This window comes from Variovorax sp. P4_D9 (assembly GCF_056401695.1).
The window spans coordinates 1-15,879 of the sequence record NZ_JBFUIU010000126.1 but is presented as its reverse complement, the minus strand read 5'-3'; the positions used below and the strand labels follow the sequence as shown (position 1 = coordinate 15,879).

The 15,879-nt window shown below is 64.7% G+C and carries 18 protein-coding genes; 8 read left to right on the top strand and 10 right to left on the bottom strand.

Annotated features, from left to right (window positions below; translation table 11 throughout):
- Nucleotides 1-204 precede the first annotated feature (204 nt).
- From AC1DY5_RS15985 to AC1DY5_RS15945, 9 genes are all read right to left on the bottom strand, one after another.
- The gene (locus AC1DY5_RS15985; RefSeq protein WP_478112834.1) at nucleotides 205-963 is read right to left on the bottom strand and encodes an SOS response-associated peptidase; all 759 of its coding nucleotides are present in this window, start codon (nucleotides 961-963) and stop codon (nucleotides 205-207) included.
- A 481-nt stretch (nucleotides 964-1,444) separates the two neighbouring features.
- Nucleotides 1,445-1,861 (bottom strand): GFA family protein, encoded by a 417-nt coding sequence (locus AC1DY5_RS15980; RefSeq protein WP_478112832.1) that lies wholly within the window; start codon nucleotides 1,859-1,861, stop codon nucleotides 1,445-1,447.
- A 14-nt stretch (nucleotides 1,862-1,875) separates the two neighbouring features.
- A complete protein-coding gene (locus AC1DY5_RS15975; RefSeq protein WP_478112830.1) occupies nucleotides 1,876-2,340 on the bottom strand; it encodes an SRPBCC family protein in 465 nt (154 codons plus the stop codon).
- 2 nt (nucleotides 2,341-2,342) lie between these two features.
- Nucleotides 2,343-2,657 carry an ArsR/SmtB family transcription factor gene (locus AC1DY5_RS15970; RefSeq protein ID WP_478112828.1) on the bottom strand — a complete coding sequence of 105 codons (315 nt, stop codon included), beginning with the start codon at nucleotides 2,655-2,657 and terminating at the stop codon, nucleotides 2,343-2,345.
- A gap of 211 nt (nucleotides 2,658-2,868) precedes the next feature.
- On the bottom strand, nucleotides 2,869-3,141 hold the full coding sequence (locus tag AC1DY5_RS15965) for a hypothetical protein (protein WP_478112826.1): 273 nt from the start codon (nucleotides 3,139-3,141) through the stop codon (nucleotides 2,869-2,871).
- A gap of 234 nt (nucleotides 3,142-3,375) precedes the next feature.
- Nucleotides 3,376-5,286, bottom strand: coding sequence for a phage integrase family protein (locus AC1DY5_RS15960; RefSeq protein WP_478112825.1), 1,911 nt, complete (start codon nucleotides 5,284-5,286; stop codon nucleotides 3,376-3,378).
- A 315-nt stretch (nucleotides 5,287-5,601) separates the two neighbouring features.
- Complete coding sequence (locus AC1DY5_RS15955) at nucleotides 5,602-5,796, bottom strand: ParA family protein (RefSeq protein WP_478112824.1); 195 nt, start codon at nucleotides 5,794-5,796, stop codon at nucleotides 5,602-5,604.
- Nucleotides 5,797-5,807: 11 nt separating this feature from the next.
- Nucleotides 5,808-6,902 (bottom strand): ParB/RepB/Spo0J family partition protein, encoded by a 1,095-nt coding sequence (locus tag AC1DY5_RS15950; protein ID WP_478112823.1) that lies wholly within the window; start codon nucleotides 6,900-6,902, stop codon nucleotides 5,808-5,810.
- Between the two features lie 701 nt (nucleotides 6,903-7,603).
- Nucleotides 7,604-8,845, bottom strand: coding sequence for an AAA family ATPase (locus AC1DY5_RS15945; RefSeq protein WP_478112822.1), 1,242 nt, complete (start codon nucleotides 8,843-8,845; stop codon nucleotides 7,604-7,606).
- Between the two features lie 518 nt (nucleotides 8,846-9,363).
- Here AC1DY5_RS15945 and AC1DY5_RS15940 point away from each other — a divergent pair.
- From AC1DY5_RS15940 to AC1DY5_RS15910, 7 genes are all read left to right on the top strand, one after another.
- Nucleotides 9,364-10,710: a RepB family plasmid replication initiator protein gene (locus AC1DY5_RS15940; RefSeq protein WP_478112821.1), complete on the top strand. Its 1,347-nt coding sequence runs from the start codon at nucleotides 9,364-9,366 to the stop codon at nucleotides 10,708-10,710.
- 423 nt (nucleotides 10,711-11,133) lie between these two features.
- A complete protein-coding gene (locus tag AC1DY5_RS15935; RefSeq protein WP_478112836.1) occupies nucleotides 11,134-11,592 on the top strand; it encodes a helix-turn-helix domain-containing protein in 459 nt (152 codons plus the stop codon).
- Entirely contained in the window at nucleotides 11,481-11,831 is a 351-nt protein-coding gene (locus tag AC1DY5_RS15930) for a hypothetical protein (RefSeq protein ID WP_478112819.1), read from the top strand. The genes AC1DY5_RS15935 and AC1DY5_RS15930 overlap by 112 nt, the downstream gene beginning before the upstream one ends.
- Nucleotides 11,828-12,103, top strand: coding sequence for a zinc ribbon domain-containing protein (locus tag AC1DY5_RS15925; protein WP_478112818.1), 276 nt, complete (start codon nucleotides 11,828-11,830; stop codon nucleotides 12,101-12,103). The genes AC1DY5_RS15930 and AC1DY5_RS15925 overlap by 4 nt, the downstream gene beginning before the upstream one ends.
- 176 nt (nucleotides 12,104-12,279) lie before the next feature.
- The gene (locus AC1DY5_RS15920) at nucleotides 12,280-13,305 is read left to right on the top strand and encodes an IS30 family transposase (RefSeq protein ID WP_478112817.1); all 1,026 of its coding nucleotides are present in this window, start codon (nucleotides 12,280-12,282) and stop codon (nucleotides 13,303-13,305) included.
- A 170-nt stretch (nucleotides 13,306-13,475) separates the two neighbouring features.
- A complete protein-coding gene (locus tag AC1DY5_RS15915; RefSeq protein ID WP_478112815.1) occupies nucleotides 13,476-13,679 on the top strand; it encodes a hypothetical protein in 204 nt (67 codons plus the stop codon).
- A gap of 1 nt (nucleotide 13,680) precedes the next feature.
- Nucleotides 13,681-14,241 (top strand): chemotaxis protein CheB, encoded by a 561-nt coding sequence (locus AC1DY5_RS15910; RefSeq protein ID WP_478112813.1) that lies wholly within the window; start codon nucleotides 13,681-13,683, stop codon nucleotides 14,239-14,241.
- 94 nt (nucleotides 14,242-14,335) lie between these two features.
- Here AC1DY5_RS15910 and AC1DY5_RS15905 read toward each other — a convergent pair whose 3' ends face one another.
- The gene (locus AC1DY5_RS15905; RefSeq protein ID WP_478112811.1) at nucleotides 14,336-14,716 is read right to left on the bottom strand and encodes a response regulator; all 381 of its coding nucleotides are present in this window, start codon (nucleotides 14,714-14,716) and stop codon (nucleotides 14,336-14,338) included.
- A gap of 232 nt (nucleotides 14,717-14,948) precedes the next feature.
- On the opposite strand from AC1DY5_RS15905, the gene AC1DY5_RS15900 reads away from it, so the two are divergent.
- Nucleotides 14,949-15,879 (top strand): IS630 family transposase gene (locus AC1DY5_RS15900; RefSeq protein ID WP_478112809.1). Its coding sequence is split into 2 segments (ribosomal slippage), with 932 coding nucleotides annotated over them: nucleotides 14,949-15,408 and nucleotides 15,408-15,879; the frame shifts between segments, so codons are not numbered across the junction. This gene is flagged as partial in the annotation.

Genomic DNA, 15,879 nt, shown 5'->3' with positions numbered 1-15,879 from the left:
GCAGGTAGCAACTCCAGGCCTTCCTATACAGCCTCGGCCCGATGCCGTCCTGGGATTTGCTGCCGGCAAAGTCGGCTTCACCAGCGAAGCATCTTTCGCGTTGAGCAGCGTCTGCGAAGGGTCACTCTTTCTGAGACGTTTCGCTCGACCGTGTCCTGCACGTATTGGGGCCTACAAGCGCGCGTTATCGCGCGCTTGCGGCGATCAGAAAAGCGAAGGCTCTTCCGGCGGCACCTTCGTCGCTCGGGTCGGTTTCGCCTTGGGCTCCTTCGGCGGCAGAGGCTCCGCTGTCATGGCGAGGCTCTCTACCGGGAACTGCCTCATGAAATCCATCGACCGCTCGGGCGGCGCGTCGAGCCACTCGCCGTACTGGGACTCGGACAGGATCACGACCATGCGCTTGTCCTGCTGCTCGGGTGGGCGCTTCGGGTCCGGCCGATGCAGGAGCCTGAAGAGCGGGTGATCGTCGGCATTGATCGTGAGCATCGTGAAGCTCAACGCCCACTCGCTGGTCTGCGAGTTCTTCCAGGGCGACCACAGGCCGGCCACGCCCAGCGTCTCGTCGTTGGCGGCGGTGATGCGCGTGGGGATGAACTTGCCGCTGCGCCAGTCCGGCTCGTAGATCGCCTCGCACGGCACGATGCAGTGCCGCGGCTTGGCCCAGGCGTTCTTGAAAGTCGCCAGCTCGCGCACGGTCTCGGTGCGCGCGTTGTACGTCTGCAGGCCGTACTTCACTTCCTTGGCGAAGCCGGGCAGCAGCCCGAAGTGGCCCTCGACCACCTCGAAGTCCGGCACCGCCTCGTCGCCCGACTCACGCTCGGGTGGCCGGCGGATGATGGGCGCCATCTGCGTCGGGTAGATGTGCAGGCCACCCGGCGGCGGCTCCCAGCTCGGCGGCAAGTGGATGCCGAAGTGTTTCTCAATTTGCTTGCGGCGCTTCTCCGCCTGGTAGTGGCTGCACATCAGCGCATTGTGCTGGAGCCCCGTTCGGCCCACCAACACAGCGCCGGGGCCAAAGGGGGTCGCGGCGCAAGCCATCGGGCGCAGCCGAGGGGGCCTGCGCACCAAGATTCACGCCACGGTGGATGCCTTGGGCAATCCCAAGAATCGCACCTCACCGCGGTCCAGGCCAGCGATCTGGAGGGTGCTGACGCCCTGCTCAAGGCCGTGGCGGCTCATACAGTCATTGCCGACAAGGCCTACGACGCCCCCGAGTGGTTCAGCCGCTGCTGCAAGCCGGCAAGGCTGTGCTGATCCCCTGCATCGGCACGCGCAAGGTGCAACGCAGCTAGGACCGCCACCTGTACAAGGCCCGGCCCTTGATCGAGAACTTCTTTGCTCGCTTGAAGCTATACCGCGCCACGCGCTACGACAAGACCGTCGCGGCCTGCCAGGGCGCTGTGCAGTTGGCGCATCTATCGTTTGGCTCAATTGATGATAGGCCCTAGCCGGACGGCATCCGCTCGAATGCCTGCAACGAAGGATCGATGGAGTCCCACTCCAACCCGCGGACGCTGTAGGTGAGGACCTGCGGCACGAAGCAGTCCGGGTCGTCCAGGCTGCCCGCGTGGACCGCGATCAGGTCCGGCATCGCGACGAAAGTCAGGTAGACCGGCGTTCCGCAGACCGGGCAGAAGGCGTGGACCTTCACGTTGCCGCTGTCGCATGCGACCTGCCAGTGCGTCGCCTCGCCGGTGATCGTCATGTCGGCGCGCGCGGGAAAGGTCAGGTAGGAGCCGTGCCCGGTGCCGCTGCGTCGCTGGCAGTCGCGGCACTGGCAATGGTTCTGGAAGACGGACGCATGCTTGGTTGCGTAGCGAATCGCGCCGCACGCGCATCCGCCGGTGTAGGGCTGGGTCATGAACGACTCCCGATTCAGGCCGCCTTTGGCTTGGCGAAGACATCGATGCCCTGTCCCGTTTCCAGCAGGGACTTCAGGCTGGAAAGAACGATCGGCCAGCCCTGCTGGATGCCCTTGGCCATCCCGCTGCCGGCCTCGAGTTCGTCGTGGGTGACGGTCAGTCGCACCATCTCCTCGTAGGCCGCGACGTCGAAGCTCACGCGGCTGTAGCTGGCCGGATCGGCGGCCTGCGAGGCGTCCGCCCACGTGATGACTAGGCGCGTCGGCGGCGCGACCTCGACCACCTTGCCGACCAGCTGGACCGTGCGCTGCTCGTTGGCGCGCACGTGCTCCCAGGTCGATCCGGGCTTCCAGTCGGAGACGTTCTCGTGGCCCCAGTAGCGCCGTGCGATCTCCGGTTTCGTGATGGCCTCGAACACCTTCTCCGGCGTCGAGCGGATGTAGGTCACATAAACGAAGCTAGTCTTCTCTTTGCTCATTGTTAATCTCCTTCGAGTTCCTTTTTCAGGTCGTGCAGCAGGCTGAGCCGCTGGTGTTCGAATTTCCGCACCCACCGCTCGTAGACCTCGTGCAGCGGCACCGGGTTGATGAAATGCAGCTTCTCCCGGCCACGCCGAACCGTGCTCACCAGATTGGCCGCCTCGAGGATCCCGATGTGCTGGGTGGCCGATTGCCGCGCCATGTCCAGATGCTCGCAGAGCTCGCCCAGCGTCTGCCCGTTCCTCTCGTACAGCAGGTCGAGCAGCTTTCTGCGTGTCGGGTCACCCAGCGCCTTGAAAACCTTGTCAGCGTCCATCCGTTGTGTTTGTGCGTGAGGGAATGATATGCAGGCAAATGCCTGCATGTCAAGCAGCGAATCGCCCTACGTGCCACGCGATTGCTCGAACGCGACCGGCAAGTGGGGGCCGACCGGGACGTGACGCTGCGTGGGGATTCGCTGTGTTGCTCCTGCATCACGGGTCCCTCTGTACGGACACGAGATGGTGCCCCTGGCGGCGTGGACTCCCTCAAGTGCCGGCCAATTTACCGAACACATGACCTGTTTCCGCAGCGTCCAAGCAGTAGCGGAATTTATGAATTCGAGCGAGCGCGACGCCGCGGCCCCAACCGTCGCGGATGAAGCCAGCGCCGTCGTGGATGACGCGCACGATAGTTGCAGCCAGGGGCACTGCGCCCAGGAAGGCCGCGACGGTCTGTCGTAGCGCGTGGCGATAGCACGGAATAACGTCAATCGCGGTCCAGTGCGCCGATTCGTGATGGGCCTCGAAGCGTGTGCACACTGACGGCGCGACCGGCAACAATCGGCTGCGGATTCAACCGGCCGTTCCCGACGGCCGCCAGGGTGGTGGCTCCGCGCGCGGATTTGGAGAGCCAGAGTCCATGTCGCTTCGATCGGCGCCGAGGCCCAACCCCGAGGCGTGCGCATCAAAGACTTGGAGTGTGTTCCGCAGGGCGTCCCGTTGTCGAAACGGCCGTGTGCCGCGACCGTGACCAAGCCTCTCCTCAACTCCGGTTCACGCGACGCGTCGATCCCGGTCATCGGTGCCGAGACACGCGTTGGATTGTCCGGCCAGTATAGGCACCGGCCTCAGCGCGCCTGCGCTCGGCGCTACGCGCGATCGCTTCGGGTGCCGAAGCCAACGGGCGCTGGCCTTCCTCAAATGGGCCGCTTCGGGTCCATCGAGGCTGTCCGCCGCCTGCGCAAAAAAAACCTTGATCGCCTGGTGGAGGCCGGAGGGCGACCAGGACATCGCGCGTCCCGACGTGGGGTCGAAGCGCGCCATGACGTGAATGCCCCAGTTGCCGTCGGCGTCCACCTGCCGTTCAAAGCCATGGCGCGCGAGTTCGTCGCCGAGTTCGTCGACGAGGGCGGTGGGGACGCCCACCTGCCGTACGCGACCTCCCCTGCCTTTCACCGACACGATCCAGGCTTCGACCACGGCGTCGCCGGCAGCGCCGGAAACGGCCCGCGCCAGATCGCCGCATGTCACATCCGTGAGTTCCGCCAGTTGAAGCCCGGTCGCGTGGAGCCAACGCATGCCGCGTCGAAGCCGCCGCCCGACAGGCGTATCGGGATGCGATTCGAGCAGGGTATCGACATGCGCCCATTGCTCAGAAGTCAGTGCCCGCTTCGCTTCAGTCAACCGCGCAGTGGTCATCGGCATCGCGACCTCTGCGAACGGATTCGCCACCACGTAGCCMTTGGCTTGCAGGAAGCCGAAGAGACTGCGGGTGATCGCGAGCGCCTGGCGCAGCGCCGGGGCACGCAGCGGCCCCTCGAGGGGCCGCCAAAGTGGCGACCACCGCTGATTGTGACGGGGTCCACACCAGGCTGAAGGGGGCGCCTGCAGGAATCTCGCGTAGGCGACGGCGTCCTCGGCGTCGAGCGATGACAGCGCCTTGCGCCGTTCCAGGACGGCCCAAAGCAGCAACCTCTCGGCCTCCTTGCGATAGGCTCGCTGCGTCGAGGTCAGGGTCGTGGCAAGCTCTGGCGCCGCGGCCGCCGCTCCCTGGCGGCTTCCTTGCTTGGTGGCCAGCCAGAAGCCGATGGCCTGCCGGTCGTCGCGAGCGGCGATGGCGCAACGCTCCCCGGCGGCACGAAAGCGCCCTGCGCGCCCGTCGAGCGCGGCGGGTGGCATGAACTTCTCGAGCGGGACCAAGGCTGTCGAGGGCGGAACCACCCCGGCGAGCGTCGAGGCGCTGAGCTGCGATCGGGGCAGGGCCACGTGGCGCCCGACGCGCAAACCGCCTAGCACCTCCTCGTTGGCGCGGAGCCAGTCCAGGATGCGCACCGCCTTGACCTCGCCCACGCCCGGCACCTGTACCCACCACCGTGCGCCGATGCCGTTGATTCGCTCTACCAGCGAGAACAAGGTCGGGATGCCGGCGCCCTCGAGCCGCGCCGCCACCGCCTGATTCAGCCACGCAGCCACGCCGTCCCCCGGGCGCGGATCGCGCGCGACCAGACCCTCGAGCCAGCGCAATGCTTCGAGTTGGCGCTCGATCACGCGCGCGCGCCGGGACGGCGTGCCGGATGCCGATGACTTCGAACCCTTTCCCCGCCCTGCTCCGCCCCCCGCTGGATAGGCCTGTTCGTAGGCCTCGAGCTGCTCGGCTTCGGAGAAGTCCTCCATCCCCTGCGCCTCCGCAAACTCCGCCAGCGACGGCAGTGCGGGGGCGTTCGGATAGCGCTCGGGATCGAGCAGGATCAGGCGCGYCGTGCCGGGGCGCTGCTCGCGGCGGGCGGCCGCGGCGAAGGCATCGCGGATCCAGGCGATCGTGCGACGCACCGTGCGCACATCGCTGTGCTCGCCCTCGAGCCGAAGGTATCGATCCCAACTCGCGCGCTCGTCCAGCCCCTGGGCAAGCGCGCGCATGAAGGCGAAGTGTCCGCTGTGCAACCTGCGCGGCGACGGCTGGGTCATGGGAAGGACGCCTGTATGAATGGCGGACGCTCGCCTTCGAATGCAGGCGGGACACCGCTGTCAGCGCCGGGGAGTCGGGGCGCCATCGGCGTACGCGGGTGGGCGCTCCACTCCCGAAGCGACGTCGACCCCGGCCGGGTCTCCATCCCGGTCTGACGGAATGCGATTAGAAGCTGGACAGTCGGCCCGACGGACGGCGAGTGAGAGCTTCGCGCCAATAGCGAGATTCGCGCCGCGCGCGGAGGACGTTTATTGGCTTCGTCAGTAATCATCAATGCGATTTTGTCATGTTTCGAAGCGCCATTTCTTCGCTTGTCAACCTAACTCATTGATGGCATTGATTTTTTTGTCGTTGGGATCCGTATCAGGAAGCATTGATATCATGATGTGTATTAAAGTGAGCACACACTCCTTTTTTACCATCAGGGCGTTGATCGTGAGGTAGGACAGGGCAGGGGGGCTGTCGATGACGATGACGTCGTAGTCCGCGCGAACATCATCGATGCCCACTATCGTCCATTTCAAGCCTTCGCCGCCAGGAACCCCTCGACCAATTTGACCAGCTTGCGGTATTGGGCGTCGTCCATTGGTTGATCGAAGGAGAGGGTCGCTCTCCTCTTGCGGTCCAGAGCCAAGTTCGCGATGCGGCGGCCACTCGCATCCTTCCATTCGACGGTCTCTGGTTCCTTCCTTCGGCTACCGGCCTGGGCGGTCAATGCCGCATACACCTCGCCTGGGGAAGGCGTCGGAACCCGGTTCACGAGTTCGCGGGAAGCGGCAAGCAAGCCCTCGGGATCACGCTGGTGCGCATCCTTGAGCGGCGTTGCCCATCGGAATTGGAGGTTCAGAGGCGAGCCGAAGGCCCGTACCACCTCGCTGGGCAGCTTGGCCAGGGCCATCGCCTTGCTGATGTTGCCCATGTCCCGGTCGATGGCAGCAGCCAATTGCTTCGCGGACGGGAAAAGGCCCTGCTCCAGCGCGCGCATGTACATGACCCCCTGCTCCCAGGCAGACAGGTCTTCACGCTCGCGGTTCTCACGCTCCATCTCGACAAAGAGGTCGGCGTCCTTCATGTCGGACTGCACCAGTGCCAGGACGGGAATCCCCAAATCCAGGCAGGCGCGGTGTCGGCGGTGGCCATAGACCACCTCGAACTTCACGCCGTCGAGCGTCGTCTCGAGCGGGCGCACCTTGATCGGCTGGATGTTGCCGCCCGCGCTGGAAATCTCATTCTTGAGGTGAGCAAACGCCTCGGTCTGGAAACTGGTTTCGTCACGGTTGGCCCACCGGGACGCCTTGATTTGCGCCGGGTCGATCCGGCGCGTGACCTGAGCGCCGTCAAACTCRGTGAGTCGCTCCCGCAAGCGGACCACTTCCCGGTGGACCTCCGACTGCTCGGTCATGAACGCAAGCATCGAACCAGGGCCTGTCTTCGGCACAGCGGGCGCCGCGGCGAGCGCCGGCGACGGGCGCGACACGGTCTGGCCCGGCGCTTCAGGGCCTTGCGGATCGTCGCGCAGCCCGTCCTCTGCCGGCGCCACGGCGACCGGTTTCGGCTGGGTCGGCAGATTGGCGGTGACGCTGAACGCGCGTTTCACCATGTCTTTGTTTGCCATTGCTGCATTCCTTCTTGAAGGTTCTGTCTGGCGCCGCGCGCCTTTTTCTGAATTGTCGAAACAGACCGTGCCGTATGACATGGCACCCGCACCGCCGCCCAATGAGCAGCGCGCGCGACTTGCCCGGTGCCCGAAACACGAGGGGTTTGTACGGTACAAACCCCTCGCGAGACCGTTGGCGTTTCCGTGCCGTCAAAAGGCCTGAGCCTGGCACGGGGACGAGAAATCCATCCACGACGGCAAGCCGACCGTAACGGCACGACGCCCTGGCTGGGTGCCCTCGCGGGGCCCCCGAGAGTACGAAACGACATCGCGCCGGGTTTCGAGGTGCAGGGGGTTTGTACCGTACAAACCCCCTGCGAATTCGTTCGCGTTTCCGCTCCGTCAAGGGCCCTGACCATGGCGCGGGGGCGTGAAATCCATCGACTGCGGCAGTCCTCACGAAATGGCACGCCACCCTCCCCGCCATTCCACGCGGGCGGCCTGCCGACAGCGCTGATTGCCAGCAAGCCAGGCGGCATTGCGCAGGGGGTTTGTAGCGTACAAACCCCTCCCGGGATTGATTGCGCTTTCGTGCTGACGAGAGGCCTGGGTGTGGCGTTCAGGCGCGAGATCAATTGGGTGCGGCGGCCCTGCCGCAACGGCACCCCGCCGCGGCTGCCCGTCCATGCGGGGCCGCCGAGAGTTCTGAATGGCATCGGCTAAGCCTCGACGCGCAGGGGGTTTGTACCGTACAAACCCCCTGCCGGTGTCGGCAGCTGCCGCGCCCAGGCGTTGCGGATCGAGACCTCGATGTGTTGCACGAAAAGGTCGTACGCATCACGGGCACGCTTGTACGTCTTGTCCTTGGCGTCGCCGGCCTCGCTGTCATAGACCGTGCCGAAACCGGAAGACTTCTGGGAGGCAATTGACGTGCGCGGGATCTCGAGCGGCAGCACCTTCTCCTTGTAGGTCGCGCCGATCCATTCCCGTACTGCGTCGGCCGTGGTCGACGCGCCGCGACCAGCCTTCGGCGGCACGCGAGACAGAAGGATGTTGATGAAATCGAAGCTCTTGGTCTGTCCGCGACCTTCCAGCATGGTTTCCGTGAGGTCAGAGAACAGGGACCAGAACTGCGTGGACGAGGCGAAGTCCAGCGTTTCAGGCGGCAGCGGCATGATGATGCCGTTGGCGGCCATCAGGGCGTTGATCGTGAGGTAGGACAGGGCAGGGGGGCTGTCGATGACGATGACGTCGTAGTCCGCGCGAACATCATCGATGCCCAGATCGAGGACCTTGTAGAACTCGAAGCCCGACACGCCTTCCTTCCCCTGGCGGGACGGCAGCATGAACTCCGCGTCGAAGAGCGAACTGGCGGCGGGCACCAGGTCCAGGCCGTCCCAGTAGGTCGTCCGGATCATGGGGCGCACGGTGGTCGCCGACCCGTCCGCCAGCGACATGATGGTGTCGCTGGCACTGATTTCGACATCGGGCAGGATACCGAAGAGGGTGGTCAGCGAGGCCTGCGGATCCGTGTCGATGACGAGCACCTTGTGACCCAGCAGAGTCAGCCCCTGGGCCAGGGTCATCGCCGTCGTGGTCTTTGTCGTTCCGCCCTTGAAGTTGGCGATCGAGATCGTGATCGCTTCCGCGCCTTCCGGGCGCAGCATCTCCTTGCGGTAGTCCCGCACCCATTGCCGAGTCTCGGCGAGGGTGAACATCCGCTTGCGGCCGTTGGACACTAAGGTCCCCGACGGCATATCCTTGCGGCTGGAGACCCGGTGGGCGAACGAGCCGCGGGAGGTCGCCTCGCACAGCGTGGCGACCTGGTCGGCACTGAACGAAGGTGCCGCCTTGCGGACCATGGGGGCCAGCATGGCGGCGCGAATGCTCGCCAGCATCGCCCCGGCATCCTCTGCCTGCTGGTGCACACCGGCCAACGTTATCTGGGGTCGAATTTCCATTGTTGAACGAGTTGGTGATTGGTGGCGTGATTGTGCGTGTTGGACGTGATTTGCGCAAACGATCGAAGTTTCGTCCAAACGACGTGTTCGTTCTCCTGAAAAAGCTCCAACAGCCCCTGCCGGGTATTTTTGAGGGTCCAATTCCTTAAAATCCTTTAAGTCTTTGATGGAAATTTCATTAATGAAATCAATGACTTAGGATGATTTTTGGAGCTTCTTCGGTAGACCCTGGAGCTTTTCCGGTGGCCTGCTGAGTGGATACGGTGGGTTGCGGAGCCGTTGCGGTGGCCACGGGGAGTGGATACGGTGAAGGCGTCGTGTGCACCAGAAACCGCTAAAAACGCGCTATCAGGGACCGGAAACGCCATCTTCTGGAGCTTTTACGGTGAGGCAAGCCCCTATTCGCGCGGCGCCGCAGCCTCGAAAGCGGAGCTTTTTCGGTGACCATGGAATGGATTCGGAAGGCGCGACAGGTGAATCGCCGTTTCACATGAGGCCGGCCTGCGCTACAGTCGGCCATGGCCACAGAAGCAACCCGAGAAGTGTCGACCCCCGCGAGAGGCCCGGTACCGCTGCTCAAGCCTGTGTTTGCGCTGGCGCTTGTCCCGCAGAACAACAAGATTACGGCCTTGGGCCGGCGGACCTGGAATGTCCTGCTTCACATGGCGCAGAACCAGGGGCTCGAGCGGGACACCTTCCGTGCCGCGCTGACCGACATCGTTAAGGGGCTCGACTACAACAGCGGCGACATGAAGATCATCAAGACGCACCTGCGTTCGATGATCACGACCCTCGTCGAATGGCAGTCGCCCACCGCGGGCGAGTGGCAGACCTGGGACGCCTGCGGCATGCTGTCACACGCCCGGCTCGTCAAGGAACGCGGGCAGATCTGGGTCGAATGGTCGTACGCGGTGAACATGCGCAACGAACTCCTGGATCCGGAGATCTTCGCGAAGCTCTCGCTGGACGTCATATCGCAACTTGGCTCGCATCCTGGGGTGGCGCTCTACGAGATTTGTTCGCGCTACCTGGGTGTCGGACAGACGGCACGCAAGCCTTGGACCTGGTGGCGTCCGGTCTTGCTGGGCCGTCCCGACGACGAGCGCCTGCAGCGTCTGGAGTACCGCATCTTCAAGCGTGACACGCTGCGGCCCGCACTGGCGGAAATCAACGCGCTGGCCGACATCGAGATCGAGATGCTCGAGTTCAAGGCCGGCCGGTTCGTCTCGGATCTGCAGTTCACGGTGCGCAAGAAGCCCCAACGCGTGCTGGCGCTGCAACAGCGCACGGCGACCGAGCCGGTGGACGTGGGGGTCCTGGCCAGCGCGGAGCGCCTGGGGATCGATCACACGCGCATCGAGCGGCTGATCGAGGAGTTCGGCGATTCAGCCGTAGCCACCGCCGTCGAGGCCGTGGCGAAGCGCGCCGCCAGCGCCTTCCCGGAGCCTTTGCGCGATCCGCTGCGCTATTTGAAGAGCGTCCTCCCCGGACATCTGGCTGCGCATGAAGAAGCGCAGGAAAAGGTCGAGGTGGCCAAAGAGCCGGACGTGGTGGAGACGGACCCCGGCCAGCGCCTGGCCCAATGGGAAAAGAAGTGGCTGGCGCAGCGCATCGAGGCGCTGGCGGCCGAACTGGCTGCGCTGTCTCAGGAGCGCCAGGCCGAACTGGTTGAGCAGCTCCGGGAAAGCCTCGTGAGTCGCAATGCGCATCCGGCCGTGATCCAGCGCCTGGTGGGCAAGGGGTGGACCCATCCCATGGTGCGCCACGAGATGGTCAGCTTCTATGCCGCCGGTGCCTATGGTCCCCATTGGAACAAGCCGACGGACAGGCAGCTGCTCGATGTCGCCGCGTCGCCCATTCCCTGAGGAGCCGACTTCTGGGCGCGGACTCGCGGCCCGGGCTTCAGACACCTGATTGTTTGCTGGCTTCGTGAAGGGGAGGGGAGGGAGCCATGTTTAGCGACCGCTTGCCCCTGGAGGGGCCGACGGGGGCCGACCTGGCTTGCCTCTTCGCTTGACGCGATGTCGGCACGACAAGCGCGGTGCCTACTTGGCGACGCCCCCAATGCAGCTTTGCCTTCAACTGTTCGCTGGTGTCGGGCATGGAGTCTCTTGACCAATCTTCGCGTCAAGCCTCGCCCTTCAGGGCGGGTGGGGAAGGAAAGCGTGAATTTCTCCCCGGCGACCTTGCGCGTAGCGGCCCGAGTTCCTCATACTGTTTCGCACATGCCCGACGCCCTTTGAGCCTTTCGTTTCCAGCTTCGCCCGCGCCCTGCGCAGGCGGCGCAGCTGCGGCGCTACGCGGGCATGATGCGCTGGATCTGGAACCGCGCGCTGGCCGAACAGCAGGCTCGCCGCGAGCGCGGCGAGAAGTACGCAGGCTACGCGTGCATGTGCGGTTGGCTCACGGACTGGCGCAGCGGGTCAGGGAAGTCGTGGTTGAACGAGGGGCCAGTGCACCCACAGCAGCAGGTGCGCCTGGACGCAGCGTTCCAGACCTTCTTCGCGAACGTGAAGGCGGCCAAGAAGCCCGGCTACCCGCGCTTCAAGAAGCGGGGCGAGGAGCCCGGCATTCGCTTCCCGGACTCCGACGCTTGGCATCAACCTGGGTGTCGCGAACTTTGCGGGCCTTTCGGATGGGCGACTCATCGAGCCGCTCGCGGCGATGGCCGGCGCAGCAGCGACGCCTGCGGCGCAGCGTCAGCCGCAAGGTCGAGGGCTCGTCCAACCGCAAGAAGGCGGTCGTGAAGCTGCGCGCGCTGCACCAGCTCACCTGCGGCCTGGCGGCCGAGCATCCTGTGATCGCGATCGAGGACCTGCGCGTTGCTGCGATGAGCGCCTCGGCGCGCGGCAGCGCGCAGAGCCCTGGCTGCAACGTCCGCCAGAAGTCGGGCCTCAACCGCGGCATCCTCGATGCCGCCTGGGCCGAGTTCAGGCGCCAACTCGAGTACAAGCTGGCCGCCGTGGTGGCCAGGTACTGGCGGTGAACCCGGCCTACACCAGCCGCACGTGCCGCATCTGCGGGCACGAGGCGGTTGAAAACAGAAAGAGCAAGGCGCTCTTCGCCTGCGTGGCCTGCGGCCACACAGAGCATGCGGACGTCAACGCCGCAAGGAACATTCTGGCCGCGGGGCACGCGGTCTGGGCTTTTCGAACGACGCCCGCTGCCTGTGGGGTGGTCAGACGAGCAGAGTCCGAAAGGACGAAGCGCGCAGCCCCGGCGAAGCAGGAACCCACCGAAGAGGCAAGCCGTGCTTAAAGCAGCCTGCCTCASCAGGAATCCTCGTCCTTCAGGGCGGGGAGGATTTCAAAGAAATACTGTCATGGAATTGCCTGCTTCTACTCAGAAGGAGGCACATCCTTTCCTCTGATAGATTTGATAGTCATGGCGGCCTCAAMTCTGAAGTGCAACACCTCATCGACTAAGGTGTGCACATGAATGAACGAACAAGGTACCAGCAGCTTCAACCCGAGGACCGGATGACGATGGCAAGCATGCTTCAGCAGGGTTCGAGCATGCGGGCCATGGCCCGCATGCTCGGGCGCTCRGCGTCCACCATCAGCCGGGAGTTCGAGCGCAACACGCTGGCCGAATTGCCCTACGCTTCGCACTCGGCGCAGGCCTGCAGCCAGGGGCGGCGTCAAGCGGCACGGCCGACGCGCAAGCTCGACATGCAGGGCGTGGGCTGGAGCGTGGTGCTCACCCTGCTGGACTGGCGCTGGTCGCCCCAGCAGATCGCGGGTACCCTGAAGCGTGTGTTCCCCAACGAGCCCGAGCGCCACGTGTCCCACGAAWCCATCTACAACGCCATCTACGCGCAGCCGCGAGGCGAGCTGCGACGTCAGCTGGTCGCCTGCCTGCGCCGCGGGCGCAGCACCCGCATGCCGCGCACCCGAGGCGATGATCGCCGTGGCCAGATCCCGGACATGGTCAGCATCCATGTGCGCCCGCCCGAGGTGAACGACMGSGTGATGCCGGGGCACTGGGAGGGCGACTTCATCAAGGGYGCGGGCAACAAGTCYTCGGTGGGCGTACTGGTCGAGCGCACGAGCCGCCTGGTGCTGCTGGCCAGGATGGACGACGCGACCGCCGCTTCGGCGCTTGCTGGCTTCTCTGCCAAGCTGAATTCGATTGCCGAGCCGATGCGTCAGAGCTTGACCTACGACCAGGGCAAGGAGATGTCGCGTCACGCGGAGCTGGCCGCACAGACGGGCGTCAAGGTCTATTTCTGCGACCCGCACAGCCCGTGGCAGCGCGGCACCTGCGAGAACACCAACGGCCTGCTTCGTCAGTACATGCCCAAGGGTACAGACCTGAGCTTGTTCAGCCAGGACGAGCTCGACGGGATCGCCGACAGCATGAACAACCGGCCTCGCGCCACGCACGCGTGGCACACGCCCCTGGAGGTGTTCGCACGAACACTCGCATCGTCCCATCAACCGCCAGCTTCAATTCAATAACTATCAACCCTGTTGCGCTTCAGACTTGAAACCGCCCATTGATAAGTAGACTATCCACCAAATGGTGACGTGCGACGTCTGATCGAGCGGGGGTTCGGCATGCAGAAAATTCTGGGCAATTGCGGGCGAAGGTCCTGTGGGAAGCCGCGTGCGAGCGTCTGAGGAACACGATGACGCCGCCTGCGGGGGCGCCGAGCCCGACTGCGGCGGACAGGGCCGCGGCGGTGGCTCTCGCGCGCGACGCGCTGCTGGCGATCGAAGAAGCGTTCGATGTCGAGTCGCCCGCGCGAGAATGCCCGCCCGCCGGACAGCCCGATGCGAACGGGATCGCAAAATCCGACGTCGAGGGCGCACGTCCCGCCCATGAGACGTGATGTGATCGTGATCGGCGCAGCCGAAGAGGGGCTGGCACTGTTGTCGAAGCTCACCAACTCGCTTCCGGCCGGTTTCCCCGCCGCCGTGCTCGTCGTGCTACGCACGCAGCCTCGAAGCCTCGCGGTACTCGAGAAGATCATGAGTAGCTACGCGGCCCTTCCGGTCGCCCTTGCGCGCCAGGCGCAGGAACTGCGACCTGGCCGGATCTACCTGGCACCGCCAGGTAGCGATCTGGTGATCCGAGCGCCCGCGTCCATCGGCGTCGAGCCACGACCTCGGGATTCTGAACGCCGAGTCGTCGATCGCCTATTCGCATCGTCTGCCGCAGTCTTCGGGTCACGAGTGATCGGAGTCCTGCTGTCTGGCTGTGACGGAGACGGCATCGAGGGACTGAGCGCGATCGAGAAGGCAGACGGGATCGCGGTCGTTCAAGATCCGGGCGATGCGGACGTCTCCGGAATGACGAGGCACGCCCTTGCGGACCACAGGGCGCATTACGTCGCGCCCATCAACGGCATGGGGTCGCTGTTGACAACGCTGGCACACGACGCGCCCGTATGAAACAAGCCATGACGCGGCCTGCGCATGCGCAATGTTCGCGTTCGGCCGCCCGAGCCGGATGGCAGCGCGCAGTCTCTCCGGCTTGTGGTGCTGCCTAGCTTGGCTTGTGGCGCCGGCGCAGACAGTACTCGAAGAATTCCTCGAGCTCCGTGGACTTGTCGAAGACCCGGTCGGCGCCGGCCTTCTCGCAGGTTCGGCGTGTTGCCTGCGTCGGGTAATTGGTGAGCACGACCACGCGCTGATGAGGCTCGCGCCCGTTGCACCACTGGACGACGCCGATACCCGTGCCCTGCTTCAAGAAGAAGTCGACGACGGCAAGGTCCCACTGGCCCTTGTGGTTCGCCAGCCAGCCGATCGCTTCGTCTTCGGATTCAGCCGTGGACATGACGCACGCGGAACCGAGGTCCTCCAGGGCGGGAATCAGTTGGTCGCGGATCAACGGGTTGTCTTCAACCAGAAAGACTGAGATAGGCATTGCAATTCCCCGCTTCTTGTTGATCGCAGACTAGCGTTCGACGGGCGACAGGCAGTGAGCGTCGAGCCCCCTTCGAAGTAGGAGGCGTTCGATGCGGATGAGATTTATTTGCCTGATGGCAAAGAGAGACGGCCGACGCCGGCAGCGGAACTATTGAGATTTACTAAACTCATGACAACCAATAATGCCCTCGAGCGTTATCCAATCAGCGGATTGATTGGAGGTGGGTTGCATGGGCAARAAGATGGACGAGGCGACGCGCAAACGGGTGCGGGCTGGGCGAATGCTGCTGGCGGGCAAGACCCCCGCGCAGACCGCAGCCGCAGKTGGCGCGGCACGCCAGACCGTATACACGTGGAAAGCGCGGCTGGACGAAGGCGGSATCGATGCGTTGCGCGCCATGTCGCCGGGRCGTCCTGCCCAGCTGGAYGCRCAGCAACTCGAGGRCTTGCGCCGCGCGCTGTTRCAACGGCCTACCGCGCACGGCTTTGGAACCGAGTTGTGGACGCTCAAGCGGGTGCGGGTGCTCATCGAGCGTTTGTACRGGGTGTCCTTCAGTGAAGTGCATGTCTGGCGCATCCTGGGCGCACTGGGGTTCAGCCCGCAGAAGCCCGAGAAGCGGGCSATCGAGCGCRACGAGGATGCCGTGCGCAACTGGAAACGCAGTACCTGGCCGGCGCTTAAAAAAAAGCCCAGCGAGAAGGACGGCTGATCGTCTTYGTGGACGAGTCSGGCATCAGCGAGCGCCCCACCCGWGTGCGCACCTGGGCGCCCAAGGGACAGACACCCATCATCCAGTTCCATTTCAACTGGACTCACRTCTCGGKCATCGCCGGACTCACRCGYACCAACTGCCTGTTCCGGCTGCACGAGGGCAGCATCAAGAAGGAAGAGATCGTCGAATTCCYSAAGGCGCTGAAGGCCCATCTGAAACAGCCGCTGCTGGTCATCTGGGATGGCTTGAAGGCGCACCGCAGTCGGCTGGTGCGCGACTATCTGGACAGCCTGGGCGGCCATATCCAGATCGCGTTCCTGCCGCCGTACGCGCCCGACCTCAATCCGGTGGAGTATCTGTGGGCCTGGCTCAARCGMCATGCCCTGGCCAACTACTGCCCCAACGACCTCAGCGAGCTGCACACGACCGCGCGCAACAAGCTCAAGAG